The sequence below is a fragment of the Candidatus Limnocylindrales bacterium genome, from assembly GCA_035626395.1.
In the GTDB taxonomy this organism is placed as follows: domain Bacteria; phylum Desulfobacterota; class Binatia; order UBA1149; family CAITLU01; genus DASPNH01.
Map to the genome: position 1 here is coordinate 30,429 of DASPNR010000032.1, position 20,175 is coordinate 50,603.

General features: G+C 68.7%; 40 protein-coding genes. 30 read left to right on the forward strand and 10 right to left on the reverse strand.

The genetic code is table 11. The annotated features are described in order from the left end of the window. Positions 1-7: 7 nt before the first annotated feature. From VEC57_14640 to VEC57_14660, 5 genes are read right to left on the reverse strand one after another with little or no spacing between them, the layout of a single operon-like run. Positions 8-787 (reverse strand): hypothetical protein, encoded by a 780-nt coding sequence (locus VEC57_14640; protein HYC00372.1) that lies wholly within the window; start codon positions 785-787, stop codon positions 8-10. A 2-nt stretch (positions 788-789) separates the two neighbouring features. Next, positions 790-1,059, reverse strand: coding sequence for a hypothetical protein (locus tag VEC57_14645; GenBank protein HYC00373.1), 270 nt, complete (start codon positions 1,057-1,059; stop codon positions 790-792). Positions 1,060-1,105: 46 nt separating this feature from the next. After that, positions 1,106-1,417, reverse strand: a complete 312-nt coding sequence (locus VEC57_14650) for a hypothetical protein (protein ID HYC00374.1) — start codon at positions 1,415-1,417, stop codon at positions 1,106-1,108. Next, positions 1,414-1,722: a hypothetical protein gene (locus VEC57_14655; protein HYC00375.1), complete on the reverse strand. Its 309-nt coding sequence runs from the start codon at positions 1,720-1,722 to the stop codon at positions 1,414-1,416. The genes VEC57_14650 and VEC57_14655 overlap by 4 nt, the downstream gene beginning before the upstream one ends. Then, the gene (locus VEC57_14660; protein ID HYC00376.1) at positions 1,719-2,069 is read right to left on the reverse strand and encodes a hypothetical protein; all 351 of its coding nucleotides are present in this window, start codon (positions 2,067-2,069) and stop codon (positions 1,719-1,721) included. Before VEC57_14660 ends, VEC57_14655 begins: the two co-directional genes overlap by 4 nt. A 235-nt stretch (positions 2,070-2,304) precedes the next feature. Between VEC57_14660 and VEC57_14665 the strand changes: the two genes are divergently transcribed. Both VEC57_14665 and VEC57_14670 read left to right on the forward strand, forming a co-directional pair. Further along, positions 2,305-2,427 carry a hypothetical protein gene (locus VEC57_14665; protein ID HYC00377.1) on the forward strand — a complete coding sequence of 41 codons (123 nt, stop codon included), beginning with the start codon at positions 2,305-2,307 and terminating at the stop codon, positions 2,425-2,427. A gap of 315 nt (positions 2,428-2,742) precedes the next feature. Next, the gene (locus VEC57_14670; GenBank protein ID HYC00378.1) at positions 2,743-3,078 is read left to right on the forward strand and encodes a hypothetical protein; all 336 of its coding nucleotides are present in this window, start codon (positions 2,743-2,745) and stop codon (positions 3,076-3,078) included. A gap of 118 nt (positions 3,079-3,196) precedes the next feature. On the opposite strand, the gene VEC57_14675 is transcribed toward VEC57_14670, so the two are convergent. Together VEC57_14675 and VEC57_14680 are read right to left on the reverse strand one after the other, a co-directional pair. Next, positions 3,197-3,439 (reverse strand): hypothetical protein, encoded by a 243-nt coding sequence (locus tag VEC57_14675; protein ID HYC00379.1) that lies wholly within the window; start codon positions 3,437-3,439, stop codon positions 3,197-3,199. 103 nt (positions 3,440-3,542) lie between these two features. Beyond that, positions 3,543-3,938: a YdaS family helix-turn-helix protein gene (locus tag VEC57_14680; protein ID HYC00380.1), complete on the reverse strand. Its 396-nt coding sequence runs from the start codon at positions 3,936-3,938 to the stop codon at positions 3,543-3,545. Between the two features lie 74 nt (positions 3,939-4,012). Between VEC57_14680 and VEC57_14685 the strand changes: the two genes are divergently transcribed. The 28 genes from VEC57_14685 (at position 4,013) to VEC57_14820 (ending at position 19,277) form a co-directional block, all read left to right on the forward strand. Beyond that, complete coding sequence (locus tag VEC57_14685) at positions 4,013-4,561, forward strand: helix-turn-helix domain-containing protein (GenBank protein ID HYC00381.1); 549 nt, start codon at positions 4,013-4,015, stop codon at positions 4,559-4,561. After that, entirely contained in the window at positions 4,551-4,985 is a 435-nt protein-coding gene (locus VEC57_14690) for a hypothetical protein (protein HYC00382.1), read from the forward strand. The genes VEC57_14685 and VEC57_14690 overlap by 11 nt, the downstream gene beginning before the upstream one ends. 10 nt (positions 4,986-4,995) lie before the next feature. Continuing rightward, complete coding sequence (locus VEC57_14695) at positions 4,996-5,760, forward strand: hypothetical protein (protein HYC00383.1); 765 nt, start codon at positions 4,996-4,998, stop codon at positions 5,758-5,760. 3 nt (positions 5,761-5,763) lie between these two features. After that, complete coding sequence (locus VEC57_14700; protein HYC00384.1) at positions 5,764-6,033, forward strand: HNH endonuclease signature motif containing protein; 270 nt, start codon at positions 5,764-5,766, stop codon at positions 6,031-6,033. A 42-nt stretch (positions 6,034-6,075) separates the two neighbouring features. Beyond that, positions 6,076-6,348, forward strand: coding sequence for a hypothetical protein (locus tag VEC57_14705; GenBank protein HYC00385.1), 273 nt, complete (start codon positions 6,076-6,078; stop codon positions 6,346-6,348). Between the two features lie 259 nt (positions 6,349-6,607). Continuing rightward, positions 6,608-7,054, forward strand: coding sequence for a hypothetical protein (locus VEC57_14710; protein HYC00386.1), 447 nt, complete (start codon positions 6,608-6,610; stop codon positions 7,052-7,054). Next, on the forward strand, positions 7,054-7,275 hold the full coding sequence (locus VEC57_14715) for a hypothetical protein (protein HYC00387.1): 222 nt from the start codon (positions 7,054-7,056) through the stop codon (positions 7,273-7,275). Before VEC57_14710 ends, VEC57_14715 begins: the two co-directional genes overlap by 1 nt. Before the next feature lie 2 nt (positions 7,276-7,277). Then, the gene (locus VEC57_14720; GenBank protein ID HYC00388.1) at positions 7,278-7,607 is read left to right on the forward strand and encodes a hypothetical protein; all 330 of its coding nucleotides are present in this window, start codon (positions 7,278-7,280) and stop codon (positions 7,605-7,607) included. Next, positions 7,604-7,870 (forward strand): hypothetical protein, encoded by a 267-nt coding sequence (locus tag VEC57_14725; protein ID HYC00389.1) that lies wholly within the window; start codon positions 7,604-7,606, stop codon positions 7,868-7,870. The genes VEC57_14720 and VEC57_14725 overlap by 4 nt, the downstream gene beginning before the upstream one ends. Positions 7,871-7,890: 20 nt before the next feature. Continuing rightward, entirely contained in the window at positions 7,891-8,433 is a 543-nt protein-coding gene (locus VEC57_14730; GenBank protein HYC00390.1) for a hypothetical protein, read from the forward strand. Continuing rightward, positions 8,430-8,627: a hypothetical protein gene (locus VEC57_14735; GenBank protein HYC00391.1), complete on the forward strand. Its 198-nt coding sequence runs from the start codon at positions 8,430-8,432 to the stop codon at positions 8,625-8,627. Before VEC57_14730 ends, VEC57_14735 begins: the two co-directional genes overlap by 4 nt. Further along, entirely contained in the window at positions 8,624-9,910 is a 1,287-nt protein-coding gene (locus VEC57_14740; GenBank protein HYC00392.1) for a hypothetical protein, read from the forward strand. The genes VEC57_14735 and VEC57_14740 overlap by 4 nt, the downstream gene beginning before the upstream one ends. A gap of 47 nt (positions 9,911-9,957) precedes the next feature. Beyond that, positions 9,958-10,908 carry a RecT family recombinase gene (locus VEC57_14745; GenBank protein HYC00393.1) on the forward strand — a complete coding sequence of 317 codons (951 nt, stop codon included), beginning with the start codon at positions 9,958-9,960 and terminating at the stop codon, positions 10,906-10,908. Then, entirely contained in the window at positions 10,905-11,525 is a 621-nt protein-coding gene (locus VEC57_14750; protein ID HYC00394.1) for a YqaJ viral recombinase family protein, read from the forward strand. Before VEC57_14745 ends, VEC57_14750 begins: the two co-directional genes overlap by 4 nt. Then, the gene (locus VEC57_14755; GenBank protein HYC00395.1) at positions 11,522-11,737 is read left to right on the forward strand and encodes a hypothetical protein; all 216 of its coding nucleotides are present in this window, start codon (positions 11,522-11,524) and stop codon (positions 11,735-11,737) included. The genes VEC57_14750 and VEC57_14755 overlap by 4 nt, the downstream gene beginning before the upstream one ends. Before the next feature lie 135 nt (positions 11,738-11,872). Further along, on the forward strand, positions 11,873-12,640 hold the full coding sequence (locus tag VEC57_14760) for a hypothetical protein (GenBank protein HYC00396.1): 768 nt from the start codon (positions 11,873-11,875) through the stop codon (positions 12,638-12,640). A gap of 40 nt (positions 12,641-12,680) precedes the next feature. Beyond that, the gene (locus tag VEC57_14765; GenBank protein HYC00397.1) at positions 12,681-12,881 is read left to right on the forward strand and encodes a hypothetical protein; all 201 of its coding nucleotides are present in this window, start codon (positions 12,681-12,683) and stop codon (positions 12,879-12,881) included. 21 nt (positions 12,882-12,902) lie between these two features. Continuing rightward, positions 12,903-13,625: a hypothetical protein gene (locus VEC57_14770; GenBank protein HYC00398.1), complete on the forward strand. Its 723-nt coding sequence runs from the start codon at positions 12,903-12,905 to the stop codon at positions 13,623-13,625. After that, positions 13,618-15,348 (forward strand): hypothetical protein, encoded by a 1,731-nt coding sequence (locus VEC57_14775; protein HYC00399.1) that lies wholly within the window; start codon positions 13,618-13,620, stop codon positions 15,346-15,348. Before VEC57_14770 ends, VEC57_14775 begins: the two co-directional genes overlap by 8 nt. After that, positions 15,341-15,982, forward strand: a complete 642-nt coding sequence (locus tag VEC57_14780) for a hypothetical protein (GenBank protein HYC00400.1) — start codon at positions 15,341-15,343, stop codon at positions 15,980-15,982. The genes VEC57_14775 and VEC57_14780 overlap by 8 nt, the downstream gene beginning before the upstream one ends. Beyond that, positions 15,982-16,272, forward strand: coding sequence for a hypothetical protein (locus tag VEC57_14785; GenBank protein ID HYC00401.1), 291 nt, complete (start codon positions 15,982-15,984; stop codon positions 16,270-16,272). Before VEC57_14780 ends, VEC57_14785 begins: the two co-directional genes overlap by 1 nt. Next, positions 16,272-16,583, forward strand: a complete 312-nt coding sequence (locus tag VEC57_14790) for a hypothetical protein (GenBank protein ID HYC00402.1) — start codon at positions 16,272-16,274, stop codon at positions 16,581-16,583. Before VEC57_14785 ends, VEC57_14790 begins: the two co-directional genes overlap by 1 nt. Continuing rightward, on the forward strand, positions 16,583-17,074 hold the full coding sequence (locus VEC57_14795) for a hypothetical protein (GenBank protein ID HYC00403.1): 492 nt from the start codon (positions 16,583-16,585) through the stop codon (positions 17,072-17,074). The genes VEC57_14790 and VEC57_14795 overlap by 1 nt, the downstream gene beginning before the upstream one ends. After that, the gene (locus VEC57_14800; protein ID HYC00404.1) at positions 17,074-17,595 is read left to right on the forward strand and encodes a hypothetical protein; all 522 of its coding nucleotides are present in this window, start codon (positions 17,074-17,076) and stop codon (positions 17,593-17,595) included. The genes VEC57_14795 and VEC57_14800 overlap by 1 nt, the downstream gene beginning before the upstream one ends. Continuing rightward, positions 17,595-17,795 (forward strand): hypothetical protein, encoded by a 201-nt coding sequence (locus tag VEC57_14805; protein ID HYC00405.1) that lies wholly within the window; start codon positions 17,595-17,597, stop codon positions 17,793-17,795. Before VEC57_14800 ends, VEC57_14805 begins: the two co-directional genes overlap by 1 nt. Beyond that, on the forward strand, positions 17,795-18,028 hold the full coding sequence (locus VEC57_14810; GenBank protein ID HYC00406.1) for a hypothetical protein: 234 nt from the start codon (positions 17,795-17,797) through the stop codon (positions 18,026-18,028). Before VEC57_14805 ends, VEC57_14810 begins: the two co-directional genes overlap by 1 nt. An 8-nt stretch (positions 18,029-18,036) precedes the next feature. Further along, positions 18,037-18,264 carry a hypothetical protein gene (locus VEC57_14815; protein ID HYC00407.1) on the forward strand — a complete coding sequence of 76 codons (228 nt, stop codon included), beginning with the start codon at positions 18,037-18,039 and terminating at the stop codon, positions 18,262-18,264. Further along, on the forward strand, positions 18,261-19,277 hold the full coding sequence (locus tag VEC57_14820; protein ID HYC00408.1) for a tyrosine-type recombinase/integrase: 1,017 nt from the start codon (positions 18,261-18,263) through the stop codon (positions 19,275-19,277). Before VEC57_14815 ends, VEC57_14820 begins: the two co-directional genes overlap by 4 nt. A gap of 218 nt (positions 19,278-19,495) precedes the next feature. Here the strand turns inward: VEC57_14820 and VEC57_14825 are convergent, their stop codons facing one another. The 3 genes from VEC57_14825 to VEC57_14835 all read right to left on the reverse strand — a co-directional run. Further along, positions 19,496-19,735 carry a CrpP-related protein gene (locus tag VEC57_14825; protein ID HYC00409.1) on the reverse strand — a complete coding sequence of 80 codons (240 nt, stop codon included), beginning with the start codon at positions 19,733-19,735 and terminating at the stop codon, positions 19,496-19,498. An 8-nt stretch (positions 19,736-19,743) separates the two neighbouring features. After that, on the reverse strand, positions 19,744-19,881 hold the full coding sequence (locus VEC57_14830) for a hypothetical protein (protein ID HYC00410.1): 138 nt from the start codon (positions 19,879-19,881) through the stop codon (positions 19,744-19,746). A gap of 64 nt (positions 19,882-19,945) precedes the next feature. After that, positions 19,946-20,175, reverse strand: a 230-nt coding sequence (locus VEC57_14835; GenBank protein ID HYC00411.1) for a hypothetical protein, incomplete at its 5' end; no start/stop codon positions are given.

Genomic DNA, 20,175 nt, shown 5'->3' on the forward strand with positions numbered 1-20,175 from the left:
CGCACGCTCATGCCGCCGAGCCCTCCCCACGCAGTCGCCGCCACTGCGCCGAAAAGCTCTCTCCATCCTCGGCCAGGCTCTTCGGATCGACATGGAACCGCGTATCCACAGGCGTCGGCGCCCGGGTGATCTTCACGTCAGGCGGCACGATCACTTCTCCTGTTGCCTTCACCACAGGCGCAGGCGCGGCCACGGTGATCAGCTTGGTGTTCTCCTGCCAGCCGGTGAGCTTGCGCGGCGGCTTTGCGGGCTTGCGTTCTGCCGGTGGCGGCGGTGGCGCGATGACGGCCAGGGCTGCGGCGACGGCGGGTGCGTCGGCTTCGACCATGGCGGCGAGCGCCGGCAGTGCGACAGGATCCGCAGCGTCCGCCGCCGGTCCTTGTTCTGCGGCCCAGCTTTCGGCCCGCTCAGCCGTCGCGAAGTACCGCAGCGAGCCGTACTTGCTGTACTGCGAGCGCACCGCGACGAGCTTGCCGGTCTGCGCCAGGCGGTTGAGCCGGGCGGCAGCGGTCGAGGTGTTGGCCTTGAGTCCGTGGGATGCGGCCACGGCCACGACATCGGCGGCGGTGATGCCGCCTGATCGGCTGGCCAGCTGCAGCACCTCCAGGGTCACGACGCCCGCTTCACGTCCCCGCCCGCGCGGCAGGGATGGCCTGGGCGTGCTGGGCGGTTCGGGCGCCGCAGCAGCCTCGTGCGCCGCTTGCTCGAACGCGACGATGAACCGGTCGGCCGCCTCTCGCAGGCGCAGCGCAGCGGTGTGGAGCACGTGAAGGGCTGCAGTCGCCATGGTCAGATCTCCCCACCCTCACTGTCGGCATCCAAAGCGCGCGGCAAGGGCTGCGCGACGTCCTCGAACAGCGGGAACGCGCCCTCGGGCGTGCGGCATGTCAGGACGAACCAGTCGGCCCCTGGCAGTTCGACGCCCCGATACACCACGCACCGGCCGCGCTTCGGGCAGCACTCGCCGTAGCACGCCGCAACCTGTCGGGCGCGCTGGTTGCTCGCCGGGGTCGGCTCGGGCACAAGCTGGGCCGCTGCATGGGCGTTTGCAGCAGGCATTGCCGGTGATGTGGGTGTGGGCATGGTGGTTTGTCCGGGCCGCGATTCAGCGGCGCTTGGCGGCCTTCTGCGGCGCTGGAACCTGGTCGACGATCTCGACCTGCGGATTGACGAACTCCAGCGTCAGGTGTGTGACCGCGTGACCGGCCGGCTTTTCCGCCCGCCGGCCTGCCCTGAGGTCATTGATGGTGGTGACGTCGAACGCCAGCGGCTCGCTGGCGATGCTGACGGTGGCAAGCCCTTCCAGCTCGCTGCCGTCCTCGAGGAACACGCGACCAGGCGACCTGCGCGGTCCACGCTTGCGTGGCGTGCCCTTCTTCGTCAGCAACGGCTTCGGGGGCAGGAACAGGAGCTTCACGCTGCCGCCCTTCCCTCGCGCTGAAGCTCCGCAAGCCGTGCCTGCAGCTGCGCCACCTCGGCCGCAGGCATTCGAGCCCGCGCCAAGTCGTAGCCGAGCCGGTGCGCCATCCATCGCAACGGCTCTACGCTTCTGGTTGCCATCATGAACAGCACCATGCGGATGGCCCACTGCTCGGTCAGGCGCCGCATGAAGCGCGAGAAGTAGCCCTGCGAGACCTGGACGAATTCGGCGATCTCACGATCGTCCAATCCACTGTCACGCGCGGCCTCGGAGAGGACCTGCGAAAGCGTCTTCTGCTTCACGCCGCCGCCCTCCGCTGCTCGATCACTTGCTCCATCGCGGTCAACTCCGCGTCCTTCAGCTGCCACTGCCGCACGCCGCGCCAGCCGGTGAAGGTCTCGAAGGAACGAATGCAGCGCTGAGGTAGGTCCATCGGGGACTTGCTGTCCGGCTTGAAGCAGCGGGACGCGTGCGGCGCGTGCATGCCGGCGTGGTTCGCGAACAGCGTGCGGCGCGCGGTCTCATTCATGCCGACGTAGTGGCGCTGGTTCAGCCAACACCACACCACAGCCTCGCGATAGCTCCTCCACTTCGCGACTTCGGATTCCGGCACCCATTGGGCCGGCCCGAGGTCTTTCAGAAGTGGCATTTCACGTTGAATGGGCGCGGAATCGAAAGATTCAATCGCCGGACCAGGTTGCCGTACACGTAGAACGGCCTCGAAAGTTGATGCATGCATATCCCGACTCCCATCGAAGTGCGTGCGGTTGAGGAACAGATGTTTTTGGCGGCGCGTCCGACCGGTACTACCCGCGCATCGCAGGGAGTCGGCTACGCGGGCAGCCTGGTGGTCAGGCGCGCCGGCAAAGACACGAGGAGGACGAATGGACCCGACGAATCGCGACCTGGCCTGGAGCCAGTCAAAGGTGCGCGCGCTGCTGCGCGACGCAGTGGCGGCGCTGCTGCTGGCGCAACTGGCCAGGCTGGGCGTGAGGCCACGGAAGTGAAGGGGGTGGAACCGGCCGGACTCGACACCGGCTGTGCGGCCCGAATGGGCCTTGCCGCGCTCTGCTGCCTGCGCATACACGGCTTGCTCTCGGCTGGCGCCGGCACGTCCTTCCGTGCTGCGGTTCCGATGAAGAAAGGCCCGGCCAAGCCGCTTGGGCTTGGCCGGGTTGAAAGCCTCGCGCGCGCCAAGGGAGGAATGGCGCGCCGGGTGGGTTTCCGTCACCCGCGGGGCGAGGCTGGAGACAACGGGCGGGCGCCCTGCCCGCGGATGCACACTGGTGATTCCCCAACCACCAGCCCACGAGAGGGCGCCCATGACCATGGAAAACATCGAGAGCAGGGACGGCGAGGTGACGTTGGCCATCTCAGGCACCTATGCGCCGCAGGAACTGCGCGAGCTGTTCCGCCGCTTGAGCCAGGCGCATGCACAGGCGTCGGGCGAGGCGATGAACGGCGAGCCGCTGTACTCGGTGGGCGGCAGTCCGCTGCTGCAGGTCGGCCACGGCGACTCGATCGTCGGCATCGGCGTGCACCTGCCGTTCTTCGGTTGGGCTCAGGCCGCCATCGACATCCCGCGCGCACAGAAGCTGGTCGCCGACCTGCAAGCTGCGATCGTGGCCGCAGCCGGCTCCCGGGGCACCAGGCACTGAGCCGGCACCCTCGGCGCCGATCACGGTCCAGCTCATGGCCGGCGCCGTGGAGCGTTCGACGTAGCGCACCGGCGGCGAGCCGGGCTCGATGGGCACCTCGGTCCAGTGCACGATGCGGTCACCCATGGCCGGGCTCCTGTGCCGCAGCGGAAGTAGCACACCGGACTACCGGCTGCTCAGCCCCGACCCCGATCGACACGCTGCGCAACAGCTGCCTCCGTCGATCACCGATCGCGGTGATGTCCCGGTCGTACAGACAGAGGGCGGACACCTCGGTGCCCAGTTCGGTCTCCAGCGCCTGCAGCCGCGCCTGGATGTCGGCCTCGGCGCGTGCGATGGCGGCACCCACGTCATGCGACATGGCTCACCTCCTCGCGCGCCGATTCGGCGGCCACGCCGGGCCCGATGCGGCCGGCCATTACGCAGCCCTCGCGGGGGTGGGTTCGGGGGTTGACGTGGTGGCGTTACTCACGGCGCCCTCCCCGGCTCGCGCCCCGCTCGGATCGCGCGCGCTCCTGACGGCCGTCCGGCTTGTCGAAGCGGCTGAAGGTCAGGCCCGTGCCGGCCGTTGGGTGGTCGGCCACAACCGGCGACGTCTGTCGCGCCATCGCGGCGCGAGCGTGGTCGTTGAAGGGCCGACCGTTGGGATGCGGCCAGTCTGGATCAGGCGTGCGACCCCAGGTGACGTCCGGCCGCAGGCGTTCGCACGGCCACTCGGCGAACCCTGCGGCCAACTCGATGGCGGGGCAGTGGTTGTCCGGGATTCGGCCCTTCCATCCGATGACGGTAGGAACCTTCACACCGGTCATGCGCGCCACGGCCGTCGGGCCGCCGAGCTGCTTGATGAGGTCGTCTTGCATAGGCGCCTATGCTAGGGCTGCCTAGCGATAGGCGCAAGGGGTGCCTAGTATTTATCCCTGTAGGCTCACCTAACATGAGTCTGAAATCACGCCTCGAACTCGCAATGAGGCGCCGGGGGAACCCCAAGAAGGCCGCATTAGCGAGGGCGGCCAAGGTAAGCAGTGCTTCCGTTGCCGACTGGTTCAACGGCAAGACTCATTCGCTCAAAGCCGACACCGCGCGCCTGGCCGCTGAATTCCTTGGTTGCGACCGCGACTGGCTGGGCTCGGGTACCGGCGCACCGAACTGGACCGACCCAGAGCCAGGCGACGAGGCTCAGCAGGTCGCAGAAGAGACCATGGTCTACGCGGTCGAGAATGCTCCGCCTGCAGAGATGCCGGCAGCGTCCGGGGCTCTCACTGCGCTGACGCGCGAGGCAACGAGCCTGGCCCTGCTCTTCGACGGGCTGCCGGAGACGTTTCTCGACGGGTCGACGAAGCGCGAGTTCTTCGTTCGGCTGGTGGGGCTGATCCAGGAGCGTCCGCACCTTCAGGCCAGTGCAGCGCCGGTGCCAGCACCTGAACCCAGCGCCGCGCCGACGGGAGATCCTGGAAAGCGGCGCGGAGCAACCCATGCTCGCTGAGTTGGCGGCAGTGCTTGGCGGCCCACTGAATGCGGGCGCCTGGCACCAGCAGCGCGCCTGGCACGGGGCCGGCATCGTGCGCGGACGCACCGCGCAGCCCGGCGGCGACTTCGCCGGCGCCATTGGCGGTGAGCAGCACAGGCCAGTCCAGCACCTGAACGAAGCCAGCGAGTCGGTGCAATTGGACCCAGGCCGCCGTGCGTGCATTGAGCGCGGCGAGCACGTGGTTGCACACCATGCCGCGCGCCTCGATGATGGCCACGCCATGTTCGTGGCGCGCGGTTGCGGCAGCGGTTGTGCCCAGAGCCCAGCGTTCTATTTCCATGATCCCTCCCCTTCGTTGGTTGCGGATGTGGCTCATGGTTGCAGTAGGGTCGCTCACGAGTTGAGCCAGGGCGCAGCGCTCGCCATTCAACCAAGGTAGGGAAATCTGAATGAAGACCATTACCGTGATGTTCTTGGCTGCGCTGGCCACCGGCTCCCTGATGGGTTGCGCGTCACGGCGGGTTAATCCGGCGGCCGAAATGGGCTTCCAGACCGTGACGGCGCAGCTCGAGGAGTCGAAGCTGCCGGCCGTTGGGGTGGTCGGAACAGCGACCGTCGGCTCGTCCATGGTCAGCTCCGCGCGCCTGTCGGTCATCGACGCGGTGCAGTTGCCGAACGGCCTCAGGATCGCCGAAACCTACGTCCCAGACCCAACGGTTTGGCGATACGAGATCAACATCCCGCCCGGCACTTACAAGGCCAACTTGAGAGATCGCTTCGGTGCGACCTATTTCAACTTCGGCCGCCAATCGGTTGCATGGGTGACCGGCGGCAAGGTGTCGCACTCCGAGGCGGTGGTCGCGAACCTGAAGTTTCACCGGTCGGGCGGAGGGCCGATCCTCGAATGGGCCGTGCCGGGATCAGGAGAGGTCACCCGGGTAGAACTGCATGCGGATGGGATCGTCCGCGCCCCGGTGCAGGAGTCGGCGACTGCCGGGTTCAAACGCGAGTTGATCTACACGGGGCGTACGGGCAACGCGGTCAGCATCCTCTACCGCGAGTTCCTGAACGACATGGCGCGGCCCGCGTTCTCGCAGCAGCTGCAATACGACGTGGGCACGGATCCAGTCATCGGCTACAAGGGCGCCCGGTTCGAGGTGCTGAAGGCCGACAACACGGGCATCACCTATCGCGTGCTGTCGCAGATGGATTGACCGATGCGCCTCGATGTCGCTGCGGCGGTACTGCTGCTCGCCTTGAGCGCACTCGCCAGCGCGCGCTCCCCAACCATCCGCGCCGAGTTCATGCGCCAGCAGCCCTGCCCCAGCACCGGTGCCACGCGCGGCCCGTGTCCAGGCTGGCAGGTCGATCACATCGAGGCGCTGGTGTGCGGCGGCCGCGATGAGTTGGGCAACCTGCAGTGGCTGCCTGTCCAGCAGCACAAAGAGAAGACGCGCGCGGAGGTCAAGCTCTGCCGCGCACGATGAGCGCGCCCGGCGCTTCCGGGCAGTACCAAGGGAGGCGCCGACATGGCCGTCTACGTGATCTCTTACGACCTGAACAGGCCGGGTCAGAACTACAACGACCTGTTTGAGGCCATCAAGAACGTTGGCAGCGACTGGTGGCACTGCCTCACGTCAACCTGGCTCGTCGTGAGCAACAAGTCGGCCTACCAGATCGCACAGGCCATCGGCGCCCACATGGACACCAATGACAAGCTACTGGTCAATCCGGTCGTGAACGGGAGCGCTTGGGCCGGCTTCGGCGGAGACTGCGAGTCCTGGCTGCAGCGCAATCTCTAGATTCGCCGGGAGCCCTTCGACCGTCGTGGCGGCCGGCAGTCTGAATGGCATGCCGCGCACCGCCACCACGGTGCCAGCGGGCAGCGTGAGCTGCTGTAGAACCTGATCCATCTCTGACCTCCAGCCGCCCACCGGGGCGGCTTTTTCGTGCCCGGGATGGGCGCGTAGTGCAAGTGTCGCACTTTTGCTAGGCACACCTATTGACAGTGTCGCTAGGCACCCCTAGCATTCTCTCCAACACGACGCACGGAGAGACTGAATGCAGGCCGCCCTCGCCACCCGAGCCCCAGTCGCCCGCCTCGACCGCGACCTCGGCCCCTACCTCGCCCACCCCCTCGACCCCCGCACCGACGACTTCGACGAGGTCTACACCCGCGACCGCGCCCTCGATCAGGCGACCGACGAATGCGACGCCACGCCTGCGCAGTTCGCCGACTGGCTGGCCAAGGTCACCGACGTCCTCCCGCGCCGCGCCGGCTACGAGCCGCAGAACATCCAGCGCCTCGAACGCCGGTTCGCCGCCGGTGACGACCTGCAGCCCTGGGAGCTGGCCGCGCTGATGATCGCCGGCCGCGCGCAGCACGTGATGCGCGCGCGTCAGCTGCTGCTGGAGCTGTACCGCGAGGCGCACGGTGAGCAGATCCTGCAGCGCGCCCGGCAGCTGGTCGAGCAGTCCGGCGGCGATCCGGAAGCGGTGGCGCTGTGATGGCTGGCCAGCGCACGCCCACACCCGGCCGCGTCGTCGGCGCACCCAGCTGCGCGCGCTTCGCTGTCGTCGTCGACCCCGGGACGCTGATGGAGCGGGTCGACGTCTACGCCAGCACCGCGAAGAGTGCCTACGAATGGGCTGCCGATCTCCGCGACGACGGCCTGCAGGTCGACGTCATGCGCATCACGCCCAGCGGCGAACTGACCACGGAGTTCTGACGATGTTCGGCACCATCGAAAGCGCCGTCGCCCTGGCCGCGACGATCCACCAGGCGACAGCGCCGCGGTTCCTGCTGAACCCGGCCATCGTCAGCATCCGCCGCCGGCTCGAGCGATGCGAGTTGGACCATCTTCGCGAGCACGTCGCCGAGCAGGCCGAGCGCATCGGGCAGCTGGAGCGCGAACTGCGCTGGGCCGAGCAGAGCGCGGAGATGTGGCAGCACACAGCCGAGGCGGCGCAGGAGTATCTCGACGACGGCGTGCGCATCGGTATCACGGTCGACGGCGCGGTCGGCATCGTGGTCGACGACGCGGTTTGGAGCCCGTCGTGAGCACGTGGCCCGCTCCGCAGCCCATCGAGTCGGCCGCCGGCCGCTCCGATTTCGCGCCATTGGTCGAGCACAGCCGCTTCCCGGTCTCGGTGCTCGACGACAGCTGCGCCACTGAGGGCGCCGCGCACGAGCCGATCAGCTACGAGGACGGCATCGCCGAGATGGAGGCCGACCCGCTGGTGCTGGTCGCGACCATCGTCGGCGCGGTGCTGGGCTACCTGCTGTCGACGCTCTTTCCCAACGGATTCCAGGCGCTGCCCTGACGTTCAACCAAGGAACCCACATGCTGAGCTTCAACGAAGAAGACCTGAAGGCCGCCGTCGTCCAGAAGGCTGCGGACGAATTCATCCAAGGCGCCGACGACCTCGACGGCTTGGTGGCCAAGGAAGTGAAGCGTCGCCTCGACGCGATCTTCGTCGAGCGCGCCGAGAAGCAGATCGCCGACGCCATCGACGAGGCGGTGCGTGACGGCTTCAACCGCGAGTACCAGCGCGTCACGGCGTGGGGCGAGCCCAGCGGACCGAAGACGTCTATCCGCGCCGAGCTCGAAAAGACCGTCGGCGCCTACTGGAGCCAGAGCGTCGACAAGCGGACCGGCGCGGCCTCCACATCCGACTACAACTCGGTGACCCGTGCCGAGTACCTGATGACGCAGATCTGCGCCAAGGACTTCACCGAGGGCATGAAGCAGTCCGTCGCCAACGTGACTGGCGCCCTCAAGGATGGCCTGCGAGTGCAGCTCGCCGCGCAGATGGAGTCGATGCTGTCGAACCTCTTCCACGTCAAGAGCCTGGCGGACCAGGGCAAGGTCGAGAAGCCGTGGTGAACCGCCGCAATCCCAGCCCCGCCGCGCGCCGCATCGTCATCGGCGCCCTGCACGGCATGCCGCGGATCCACGCCTCAATGGCGGACGCGTTCCCGGACGAGCGCTTTCGCGCCGTCGAGCACCACCACGCGCCGGGCCTGCTGGCCATCCTCACCCGCGCACTTCGCGCGGTACTCACGAAGGGATCGAAGTGACCACCGAAACGAAAGAGCGGCCCACCGAGGTCGCGTCCGAAGTCGTCGACCGCGCTGAAGTCCGCGACGGGAAGGCGATCGTCCGTTACGACCGCACGGCGGCGGCGCTGGCCGAGCTGAAGGCCCGCTACGCCGGCGCGAAGTTCGACTGCACCACCACGGCAGGCGATAAGGCCGCTCGCGCCGCGCGGCAGGAGCTGGTGCAATTGCGCACATCCCTGGACCGCAAGCGCCAGGAATTCAAGGCCCCTGCCCTGGCGTTCGGCAAGGCGATCGACTCCGAGGCCAAGCGGCTGACGGCCGAGATCGAGGCGCTGGAACTGCCGATCGACGCGCAGATCAAGGCCGACGAGGCGCGCCGCGAGCGCGAGCGCCAGGCGAAGGCCGAGGCCGAGGCGGTCCGCCTTGCCGCCATCCAGGACCGCCTGGAGGGCATCCGCGAGGGCCTGCAGGACGCCATGATGGCGAAGACCGCCGCCGACGTGCAGCGTGAGATCGACCACCGCATCCAGAACTTCGGCCAGCCGAAGCGCGAACAGTTCGAGGAGTTCTACGACCAGGCTGTCGCCTTGTGGGAGCAGACCCTGGCCGGTATGCGCCGCGTGCTCGTGCAGCGCCAGGAGCAGGAGGTCGAAGCGGCCCGCGTCGCGGCCGAGCGCGCGGAACTGGAGCGCCTGCGCGCCGAGGCCGCCGCCCGCGAGCAGGCCGAGCGCGAGCGCATCGCCGCTGAGCAGCGCGCCGAGGCCGAGAAGCTGGCCAAGGCCCGGGCTGAGATCGAGGCCCGCGAGCGCGCCTTGCGCGAGGAGCAGGCCCGACTGGATGCTGTCGCCGCTGCGGAGCGCAAGCGTCTCGACGACGAGGCTGCTGCCCGCCGGGCTGAGGCCGATCGCCAGGCACGTGCGGCTCGCGAGGCCGAGGAACAGCGCCTGGCCGCCGAGCGCGCCGAGCTGCAGCGCCAGCAGGCCGAGGAAGCCGCCCGGATAGCCGCCCAGCGCGCAGAAGCGGAGCGGGCCGAGGCTGAGGCTGCCGCGACCCGCCGGCGCGAGCAGGAAGCCGCGGAGGCGGCCGAGCGTCAGGTGCGCGACGCGGCGCCGCTGCTGCTGAAGTCGATGCAGGCCATCGTCGCCACGTTCGACGCGCTGCCCGAGGCGACGCGCGACGCGCTGGACAGGCTGCTGGCGCTGGCCATCGTCAATGGCCGCATGGCCATCGCTGTCGCGACCGAGAAGGACGGCGCGCCGCTCGAAGGCGGCCCGTTCGCCGACGAAGACATCCCCTACTGATTCCCCACCACGCCGGCCTTGTCTCGGCATCCCAGGAGAACCACCCCATGACCACCGCCACCGAAGCCGTCGATCGCGCCACGGGCGAGATCACGACCACCACGCACGCCGAGGCACAAGCACTGCCCAACGGCCAGGCTGAGCTGCAGCGCCTGCTGGAACGACAGCCCTTCAGCGTGCGCGACATGCTGACCCACGACACGCTCGACAAGGTGATGCGGCTTGCCGAGGTGATGGCCTCCAGCCGCATCACCGTCCCGAAGCACCTGCAGGGCAACGTCGGCGACTGCGCTGCCATCATCGGCCAGGCCATGCGCTGGGGCATGGACCACAACGCGGTGGCGCAGAAGACGCACCTGGTGAACGGCGCGCTCGGCTACGAGGCGCAACTCATCATCGCGGCACTGAACAACTCGCCGCTGCTGGCGACCCGGCTGGACTTCGAGTGGTTCGGCGACTGGACCAGCGTCAACGGGAAGGAAGACCGCAGCGCCGATCGCGGCGTGCGCGTGTTCGCCACCCTTCGCGGCGAGCGCGAACCGCGCGTGCTGGAGGTCAGCATGGCCCAGGTCGGGCCGGTGCGCAATTCGCCGAACTGGGTAGCCGACCCGCGCCAGCAGATTGCCTACCTGGCCGCGAAGCGCTGGGGCCGCCTGCACGCGCCAGACGTGATCCTCGGCGTCTACACGCCCGACGAGATCGAGGAGATGGTGCCGGCCAGCGCCGCCGGCCCGCACGCGCTGCCGCGCAATGCGCCGCCTGCCACCGTGGCCAAGGCCGCCGCGGAACAGACCCGCCCGGAGCGCACGCCCGCGCACGTCAAGATCATCGAGACGCTGGAGCACACCGCCTTCAAGGAAGGCACCGAGGGCTTCCGCGTGGCCTGGGAGGCGCTGTCGAAGGGCGACCGGGCCGCCATCGGCATCGAAGAGCGCGACCGCATCAAGGCCATCGGCGCCGAGACGGACGAGCGAGTCGCCAAGGGTGTCGCGCCGTGACCATCGAGCAGCGGACCGCCGAGTGGTTCGCCGCCAGGGCCGGCCGGATCACGGCCAGCCGGTTCGGCGACGTGATCTCGCGCACGCGCACCGGCCAGCCGACGTCGGAGCGCAAGCGCTATCTCGCCGAGCTGGTCTTCGAGCGCACGGCGCAGGCTGCCCGGCACGAGATCAGCAGCCGGTCGCTGACGTGGGGTCAGGAGGTCGAGCCGTTCCAGAAGGAGGCCTTCGAGCTGGAGACCGGCCTGGTCGTGATGCCCGGCGGCTTCCACGTGCACCCGCGGTACCCGTTCATCGCGGCGAGCCCGGACGGCCTGATCGGCGCCGATGGCGGCCTGGAAATGAAATCGCCGCACTCGGAGGCGGTGCATGTGCAGACGCTGCTCGAAGGCATGCCGCTGGAGCACATGCCCCAGGTCCAGGGCGGCATGGCCTGCACCGGCCGGAGCTACTGGTACTTCAGCAGCTACGACCCACGCCAGGCGCCACACCTGCGCCTCTACGTCCAGCGCATCCCCCGGGATGACGCGTACATCGCGCGCTTGATCGCCGAGCTGCAGGCCTTCGAGGCCGAGGTGGCCGAGGCCGTCGCGCGCCTGGAAAGGAAAGCAGCATGACCACCGCCCTCCGCGACGCCCTCCAGCTGCGCCGCCCCAACGTGATGCGCCAGCGCCGCGCCGAGGCCCTGGCCAGGCGCCCGGCCGGCCAGGAGCGCCAGTGCGCTGCCTGCACGTTCAAGCGCGGCGTTCTCGCGGCCGTCATGGACAGCGTCCGCGCCGACGCCGACCCGGCGGACCTCGCCAACACCGCGCCCGGGCGGGCGCACTGATCAACACGGGGCGGCCGCGCGCGCGGTGAAGGCGGCTCTCTACCTCCTGAGCACAACGGACGCCCATAGCCCGGATTGCTTCCGGGCCGCCCCACCCTCATCCACCGCGGCCCGGCCGCACCACCTGGAGATCCAATGATCCGCTTCGACCTCCCGCCCGGCACCCGGGCCAAGCTCACCAAGGTCACGCCGCGCAAGGAACAGCATGGCCCTGACCTGAAGCAGGCCGTGTCGCTGCGCCTGCGCCTCGAAGGCCCGGGCGAACTGCTCGACATGCTGGCGCCGGGTCTGCGCGACGCCTCCCTGCGCGTGCCGCCGCGCGACGACACGCAGGAGATGATCGAAGGCGTGCCGCAGATCCCGACGATGCTGCGCGTGCAGGGTGTTGACCAGGTGCGCAAGCTGCCGGAGCTGAAGCTAACCGGCTACACGCTGACCATCGACCACGGCATCGACGAATCGTCGGCCCTGGAGCTCTACACCTGCCACATCGACAAGGTGACGGCCGAGGCCAAGCAGGGCGGCGGCAGCGTCATCGAGTGGTCGGTCGGCTCGAACCGTGAGATCACGAAGGAACTGGTCGGCGAGCTGTGCGACCTTGAAGGCACCGAGATCGAGTTCAGCCAGGTCGGGCCGGTGCCGGGTGAAGTCATCGACGGCACCACCGAAGCCTTCGAGCGCGATCACCCTCTGTTCGACCAGGTCGGCGAAGACGACGACGGCCCAGGTGATGGCGACGACACCGGCCACGGCTTCGACCAGGACGCGGACAGCGAGTCCGCGGTGGCCGAAGACGACACGCCACCGGTCACGCGTGGGCGGCGCGGGCGCAAGGCGAAGACCGCCGACGCCACGGACGAGTGGGTGGAGCGCAACCGGGCCGCGGCAGCCGGGGCGCACTGACATGGGCGCCGCACCTGCTCGCTGCATCAAGGGCGCAGCGATGACCGCCGCCGACCGCGCCATGTGGCGCAATGCCGCTCACTTCTGGCGGCAGCAGGAGAAGGCGCGGCGCCGCGAGGGCCGGTGGCGTGCGGCTGCGGCTGCGGCCCGCGAGGCTGAGGCGGCCGAGGCGAAGGCGGCCGAGTGCGATCGGCAGATTGCGGCCGCACTCGATGCGGCAGCCCACTCGACGGCCGACTGACGCTCGCATCGGGAGCAAGCAATGACCACCGACAAAGCACAGCCAGCACCAGCAGTGCCGAGCCTTCGTGAAGCGCTGGAGGCAGCCGTGGAGTACATGGCGGCAAATCCACCAGCCAACGGCTACGGAATGCTCGATCGAACCACTGACCGCGAACGGCTGGAAGTGCTTGAAATGGCCCGCGCCGCCCTCTCCGCATCCCCTCCAGTAGTAGAGCCGGTAGAGCCGATCGATCAAGTGCAGGAGCTGATGCGGCTGGCAGACGAGTACAACCGCATCACGGGCTCATTCATGGATGAACACGGGGAATTTCTCCGCCGCCGTTCCGCCCTCGAAACCGCCATCCGCGCCGCTCTCGCCCCTCCTGCTGCTACAGCAATGTGTGTGCAGAAAGTCATCGCCTGGGTGCTGGTGCTCCAGGACGGCACCGTGTCTGGCGAAATCATCTTCGACCACATGATCGAGGAGGTGCGCAAGAAGTCAGGCGCGTGGAAGCCGCTGGTGATCGCATCCCCCGCAGCATCAACCGCAGCCCAAGACCTGGGCGTCTCGGCTCCTTCGTCGCCGCCGGGCTCTCTGTCGCAAGCTCCGACGATCCCTGACGCGCACTTCCACGGCCCGATCGCTTCCTCAGAGTACCCGTGCATTGCGCGAGGCGGCGTGTGCATGCGCCCGCATGACTGCGACGAATTCGGAATGTGCGGCATTGCCGCTGTACGCGCGAAGGAGAAAGGCAATGTCTGAGCCGCTCACCGATGCCTGGATTGATTCGGTCCTGCGCCAGTTCCAAGAGAGCTACGGCTTGAGCCTCTTGGGGCACCCTGACCGGCTTCGTGCATTCGCACGGGACTGGTCAAGCGCACAGGACGCTGCACGCCGCGCGAAGGATGGAAGCCCGAAGGGCCGAGACGCTTGCGGCTCGGGTCCGCAGGACCGACAGCCTGGTCCGCAGGACGCGCCCAAAACAGAGGGCGGGGCACAGGAGGGGGTGCCGGCTGAGGTGCTGACGACGTGCAACTGCCGCTGGCGAGGCGAGAAGCTGGTTCAGCAATGCACGCTGCACGAGGCCTGGAAGGACGCGATCCACGACTGGGCCGGCCGGGCGAAAGCGGCCGAACAACGGCTCCAGGCGCTCGCCACCCACCCCGCACCAGCACAGGAGGCGCCCAAGGCACCGCTCGGCCACGACATGCGCGAACGGATCGCCGAAGCCCATGATGCCTCGCTGGATGACGACCACACCGGATGCCGAGCGATCCTGAAGGAGTGCCTTCGCTTGCTGGACGCCACCCCGCCAGCACAGGAGGCGCCCGAGCCAACCGAAGCTGAGATTGACCTTTGCCGCGAACTGGCTGGCCTGCCCGCAAAGATCGCCCTGCCGTCCGGCGCTGAGTACGACATCAGGCCTGGCATCTATCGCCTCGTGGGGCACCTGATGGTCCGCGCCAAATACGCGCCAGCACCCCAGGAGGCACCACAGGCCGAGACGCCGGCAGCGTGGCAGAGCCGGGTGAACCTGGGCGGCCGATGGACCGAATGGAAGGAGTGCGCACCGCTGGCCGACGATGAACCGCGCGAGCTTGTCAGCGACGGTCGCGTGGCCTATCAATTCCGCCCGCTGTACGCCACCCCACAGGCTCCACAGGAGAGCGCAGGCCGGCACCTCCTTCCGGTCCAGCTTCCAGACGGCCGCATCGTCAAGATGCGCAAGTGCGATCTGATCGGCACTGACCAGATGGCGTTCTGTGACTTCGATGCCCTGCCGCCGCAAGTGCCACAGGAGAGCAAAGGGGTAGTGCCGCTGACCGATCAGGACATCGCGGGCTGGGCGTGCGGAAAGGACGAGTCTCGGTTCACGCTGCGCAATGTGCTTGTGAGTCTGCTGGACGGCGACTTGACGACCGAGGAAGCCCAGCATGAAGTCAGCAACCTGATCCGCGCTGCCCTCGCCGCTACTCGCGCAGAGCCGGCCGAGCCGCTGTTCTACATCTCGGAGCGGCAGATTCCGGCACACCTTGAGGGCAAGGCCTACTACATGCCGTACCGCGTGAAGCCGGAGGGCCTGTTCCAGTTCCCCCTCTACGCAGCCCCACAGGTAGCTCGCGCAGAGCCGGCAGCCCTGCCGTCCGCCGAGCCGACGTCCGAAATGCTCGACGCCTTCCAGCGCGGCTTTCAGGAGCAGCTACGCATCCGCGACAAAGCCCGGTTCAAGCCGAACCCCACGCCGCGCGAGCAGATGAGCGCCGAGAAGGCCGGACTGCTGGCGATGCTGAAGGTAGCTCGCGCAGAGCCCGCAGGCGGGCGGGTGGAGGAGCGGGAGGCGCTGCAAAAGATCATCGCGGCATACGACGCCTATCGCGGCCGCGGCGTAGCGCCAGCGCCCGTGGAATACACGGCTGTGCGCGCTGCGATCGAAGCCGCCCGCGCAGCCCTCACCCAGCCCCCGAAGGAGAACAGCCGTGAGTAACGACACATCCGCAGCAGGCGGTATGGGTGCGTGGTTGCCGATCGAGACGGCGCCGCGCGACGGAACCAACATCATCCTTGGCCGCGCGCCGTGCGAGGACGAAGAGTCCGGCTATGTCGCGGAAGGCTGCTGGCACGAGGAGGACCACGACGGCCCCGACAACATGGGACACGACGCCGGCTTCATGGACAACGAGTTCCGCTACTTCCGTTGCGCGCGCTCGTTTGGTGCGCCGTCTTATCGCAGCGCCGGGGTTCAGCCAACGCACTGGATGCCCCTCCCGCCCGCCCCTGGCGCCACACCGGCTGTGCCAACACCGGATGTGTGCGTCCCGGCAGGAGACACACAGAGCGCTGAGTCGGCTAGCGAGCGCGAGGCTTTCGAGGCGTTCTGCGCTCGGGAGTACGGCCAGCGCTGGCGGCTGGTGATGCGCGGAATGGATGCGATGGTGGCCGCCCGGGACGCCTGGCAAGCCGCTCGCGCCACCCCTTCCGCACCTGCACCTGAGCCGGCGCTTCGTTACTGCATGGCCTGCGGCGAAGGCGTCACGTCGTTCTGCCGCGCTCCGGTGCCGTTCGATTGCAGGATGTTCAAGGCGCGCCCTCGCCCCACTCCAGGCGAGAAGGAGGGGTGATGGCCGACACGGACAACTACTTCAGGATCAAGCGTGACCTGCTGGCGCGCGGCTACATCGGGTGCCACGTCGTGACCACGAAGGCCGGCGAGCTTGTGGCGGTGTGTGACAGCTACGAAGAGGCAAACGAGGCCAGCTACGCCGGCTGCAAGACGCTTGAGGAGGCGGACGACCGCTGGCTTTTCTGCCCCGTCGATGACAATCCGATGGAGGTTGAGTACCTGCGGGCGCTCGACGCAGCAGACGCCGAATACGCAAGCTGGATCGCAGCACTTCGGGAGGGCTGGTGATGCCCGCCATGCGCCAGGCCCGCCGCCTCAAGGCCCACGCGTCCGCCCTCGCCGCGTTCTTCGCGCAGGCCGTCCGCGACTACTTCGCGCCGGCCCGCTGGCTGTGGTCGTTCGAACCTGTGCGCATCGTGGTCCGCGTGGGCCTCATCGCGCTGGCATCGCTGTTCGCTTGCGTGGGTATCGAGGCGGTCCTCGACGGCAAGTACCGCGCTGCGCTGGTGGCCTTGGCGATCGGCCAGGTGCCATGCCTTCTGGGCTACTTGCTGCGCGACAGATCGCACTGCGGCGGGATTGGGCGGGAGGAGTGCTGATGCTCTGGCACACCAGCTTCCGCGCCGAGCCGGCCGCGCGTGAGATTGCCGACCGTCACTACAACCGGCAGGCCGTGGGCGCGGCCCAGTTCGTGCCGCCGGGCGCTTGCATCGTCCTGCGCACTTCCTGCCGGCGCGCCGTCTGGGTGACCCTGGACCAGCGCGCCGAGTTCGTCGACCACGACTGGCCGAATGCATGGCTGAACTGCCTGTTTCGAAACGAGGGGGCGGCCCTGTCGTCGTTGCTGATCCGCCAGGCGGTGGCCGCCACGCTGGCGCGCTGGCCAGTGCCACCGATCAACGGCTTGGTGACGTTCGTCGACCCGGCGAAGGTGCGCCGCAAGCGCGACCCCGGCAGGTGCTACCTGCGGGCAGGCTTCCGCCGCGTCGGGCTCACGAAGGGCGGCCTCGTGGTGCTGCAGCTGCAGCCGCAGGACATGCCGGCGCCGGAGCATGCACGAGGCGCGCAGCGAGCGCTGGAGGAGGTCTGATGCCCATCCGCCCCGAGAACGCCGCCCGCTACCCGAAGGACTGGCCGGCCATCGCCGCGGCGATCCGCGAGCGCGCCGGCTGGCGCTGCGAGTGGGTTGAGCGCGGCCAGCGCTGCACCGCCTGCCAGTACGCGGTCGGGCACTGGGCCAAGGTCGCCAGCGCATTCCGCCGTGGCCTGACGGCGATCGAGGCCGCGCCGCGCTGGGTGTGGGTGCCAGCGCACGGCAACGCCATGCACGATCTCGCCGGCCAGGGTCTGCGGTGGCCGAGCGCTGACCGCTGGACCTTCGCCGAGGCGCGCCAGTTCGCCGCGGAGAGCTACGAGGCGAACCCGGACGAGCCGAAGCCGCTGGTGATCGTGCTGACCGTGATGCACCTGGACCACACGCCAGAGCACGTCGACCCGTCCAACCTACTCGCGGCGTGTCAGCGGCATCACCTGGCCTACGACCACGACCACCACCGAGCGAACGCGCAGGCCACGCGCCGGGCGCGCGCCGGGACGCTGGAGCTGTTCTGATGTGCCGCGCCTGCTACCTGCCACGCGTCTGGCGCCTGCCCCTGGCCAGCGGCGGCCGCGTCTTCATGGAGTTCCACAGCCACCTCGGGCCGTCGTTCTTCCGCGACCGGGCGTGCCGGCGCGAGATCGAGACCTGGTACGAGGTGCCGGAGATCTGGGCCGCGCTGGACTGGTTCACGGGGCGGGGGAAGGTGGCGTGATGGCCGTGCCGCGCCCCTCCGCCCCGCCCTGGGCCGACGTGAAGCTGCGCGTCAGCCACGGCGACATTCCAGAGCCCGGCACCGAGCTGGTCACGCCGACCGGCCGCCGCTACCAGGTCATCGGCGTCCGCGGAAAGACGCTGCGCTGCCTGGTGCTGCCCCCGGATGCCGCGCCGGGCGAACCGGTGTGGCAGTGGACCTGGGACGCGCGGAACAAGCGCCGCGAACCGTGACGGAATCCATGGCCGACCTCCTGCTGTCGCCCGACGAGATCGCCGCGGTGTGTGGCGGCTACGTCCAGCCGGCGAAGCAGTTGCAGGAACTCCACCGGCAGGGCTTCTTCCGTGCCCGTCGGTCCACCGTCACCGGGGCCGTGATCCTCGAGCGGGCACACTACGAAGCCGTCTGCGCCGGCGCCACCAAGCCAGCCAACGACCTGAAAGCTGCCCGACCGAGGGTGAGAGCATGAAGCGTGATCTGCCGCGGCGCGTGTACCTGAAGCACGGCGCCTACTGGTTCGTCGACCTGGCCAGGAAATGGCACCGCCTCTGCGCCGAGAAGGACGGGCTGCCGGCCATGTATCGGGCCCTGGCGGCGCTTTCCGAGCGCGAGGCGACGTCTGACCGCATGCCGGCCGTCATCGGACGCTGGATGGACGAGAAGCGGCCCACCTGGTCAGCCGAGACGGTGCGGAACAAGGAACGCATGGAGATCGTCCTGGCGCGCAAGCTGGCCGAGTTCACGCCGGCGAGCATCACGACGGCCGACTGCGACGAGGTGCTGGGCAGCTTCCGGGCGACGCCGCGCACGCACAACCAGTACCGCGACATGCTGCGCCAGGTGCTGGCCTACGCCGCGCGCAAGGGCCTGCGCGAGGGCTGGAACCCCATCGATGACATTCCGGGCATGAGCACCCCGGGCCGCAAGCGGGTCGTCACCGACGCCGAGCTGGCGGCGCTGAAGCGAGCGGCGCTGGTGCGCGGCGAAGGCGACGACGCCAAGGCCGTGCGCAACGGCAAGGGCCTGGTCAACATGATCGACCTGGCGCTGCTCACCGGCCAGCGCATCAGCGACGTCATCAAGATGCGCTGGCAGGACGTGACGGCCGAGGGCCTGTACGTCGAGCAGGGGAAGCGCCGCAAGGGCCAGCCCGGCAAGCGCCTGCTGATCGAGGTGACTCCGGCGCTGCGGGCAGCCCTCAACCGGTGCGCGCCGCGGGACGCACGCATCGGCTTCATCCTGAAGAACGAGCGCGGCACGGGCTACACCTACGCCGGCATCCGCTCGGCCTGGGTGCGAGCCTGTGCGGCGGCCGGCATCGAAGACCTCAACATCCACGACCTTCGCGGCCGCGCCGGCGTGGACAAGACCGTGGCCCAGGGCATCGAATCCGCGAAGGATCTGCTCGGGCACGACCAGCTTTCGACGACCGAGCACTACGTCGAAGGCAAGCGCGTGAAGCGCGTAAAACCCACCCGCTGAGCTGTCTAACTGCCCTCGGGAAACCCGCGGAAATGCTGGGCCCGGATCAGCGGCCAGAGTTAGACAAATACCACCTAAGTACTTGATTCGCTGGGTAAAGCGCCCTGCCTTCTAAGCAGCAGGTCGGGGGTTCGAGTCCCTCCGGGCAGGCCATGTCGCTGCGGCGCCTTGCAGACACCGGCTTTCCGCCCGTCGGCGTCGCGCGGGACCTGCCGGCGTCAGGCCTGATCGAACCGGTCGCGCGGCGCGTCGGCGCCGGTCCCATGTCCTTCGAATCCCCGTTGCCAGGCATCGTGCTTGCGCGACCAATCGTGCACGCTCTCGCCGGTCGCCTCCGGCATGTTCTCGCGCCGCAAGTACGGATTCGACTGCCAGCTGGCGCCCTGGTTGGCGGCGCGCGCGCCTTCGCGCTCCAGCGCTGTTTCGTCGAGCGGTGCGGCCACGGTTTTAACGCTCACTTCTGGAGCTAGGCTCCGCGGCCGTGGACCCAGGCGAGACCCTGCGCCACGGCGTAGCTGGCGGCGGATTGGTGATCGTTGAACAGGGGCAGCAGCCGCAGCACGCGGTCGTGGGTCTGGCTGCCGCGGCCGCTGCGAATGGACACCGAGGCGGAATAGCGGTCGTCCGCGAGGCGCCGAGTCAACGGAGAGACAAGGAACCTGCCGATTTCAATGGCTTGAATGATGAGTTGCTTTCAGGGCCGGGATGCGTCGCGGCCAAAGGGTGCGTGGGAGGGTGAAGACGCCGGCGGCAGCATGACCGGGCGCGGCGGGAGCAAAACCGGTGCATCGTGGCTCGCGGATCTTGCTGCTGCATTTGCCGCCTGCATTGCAGGTTAGCGGGCGGCGGCCGGTGACGCCCGCGATCGCGTGGGGAAGAATGGCAAATCTGGTTGATT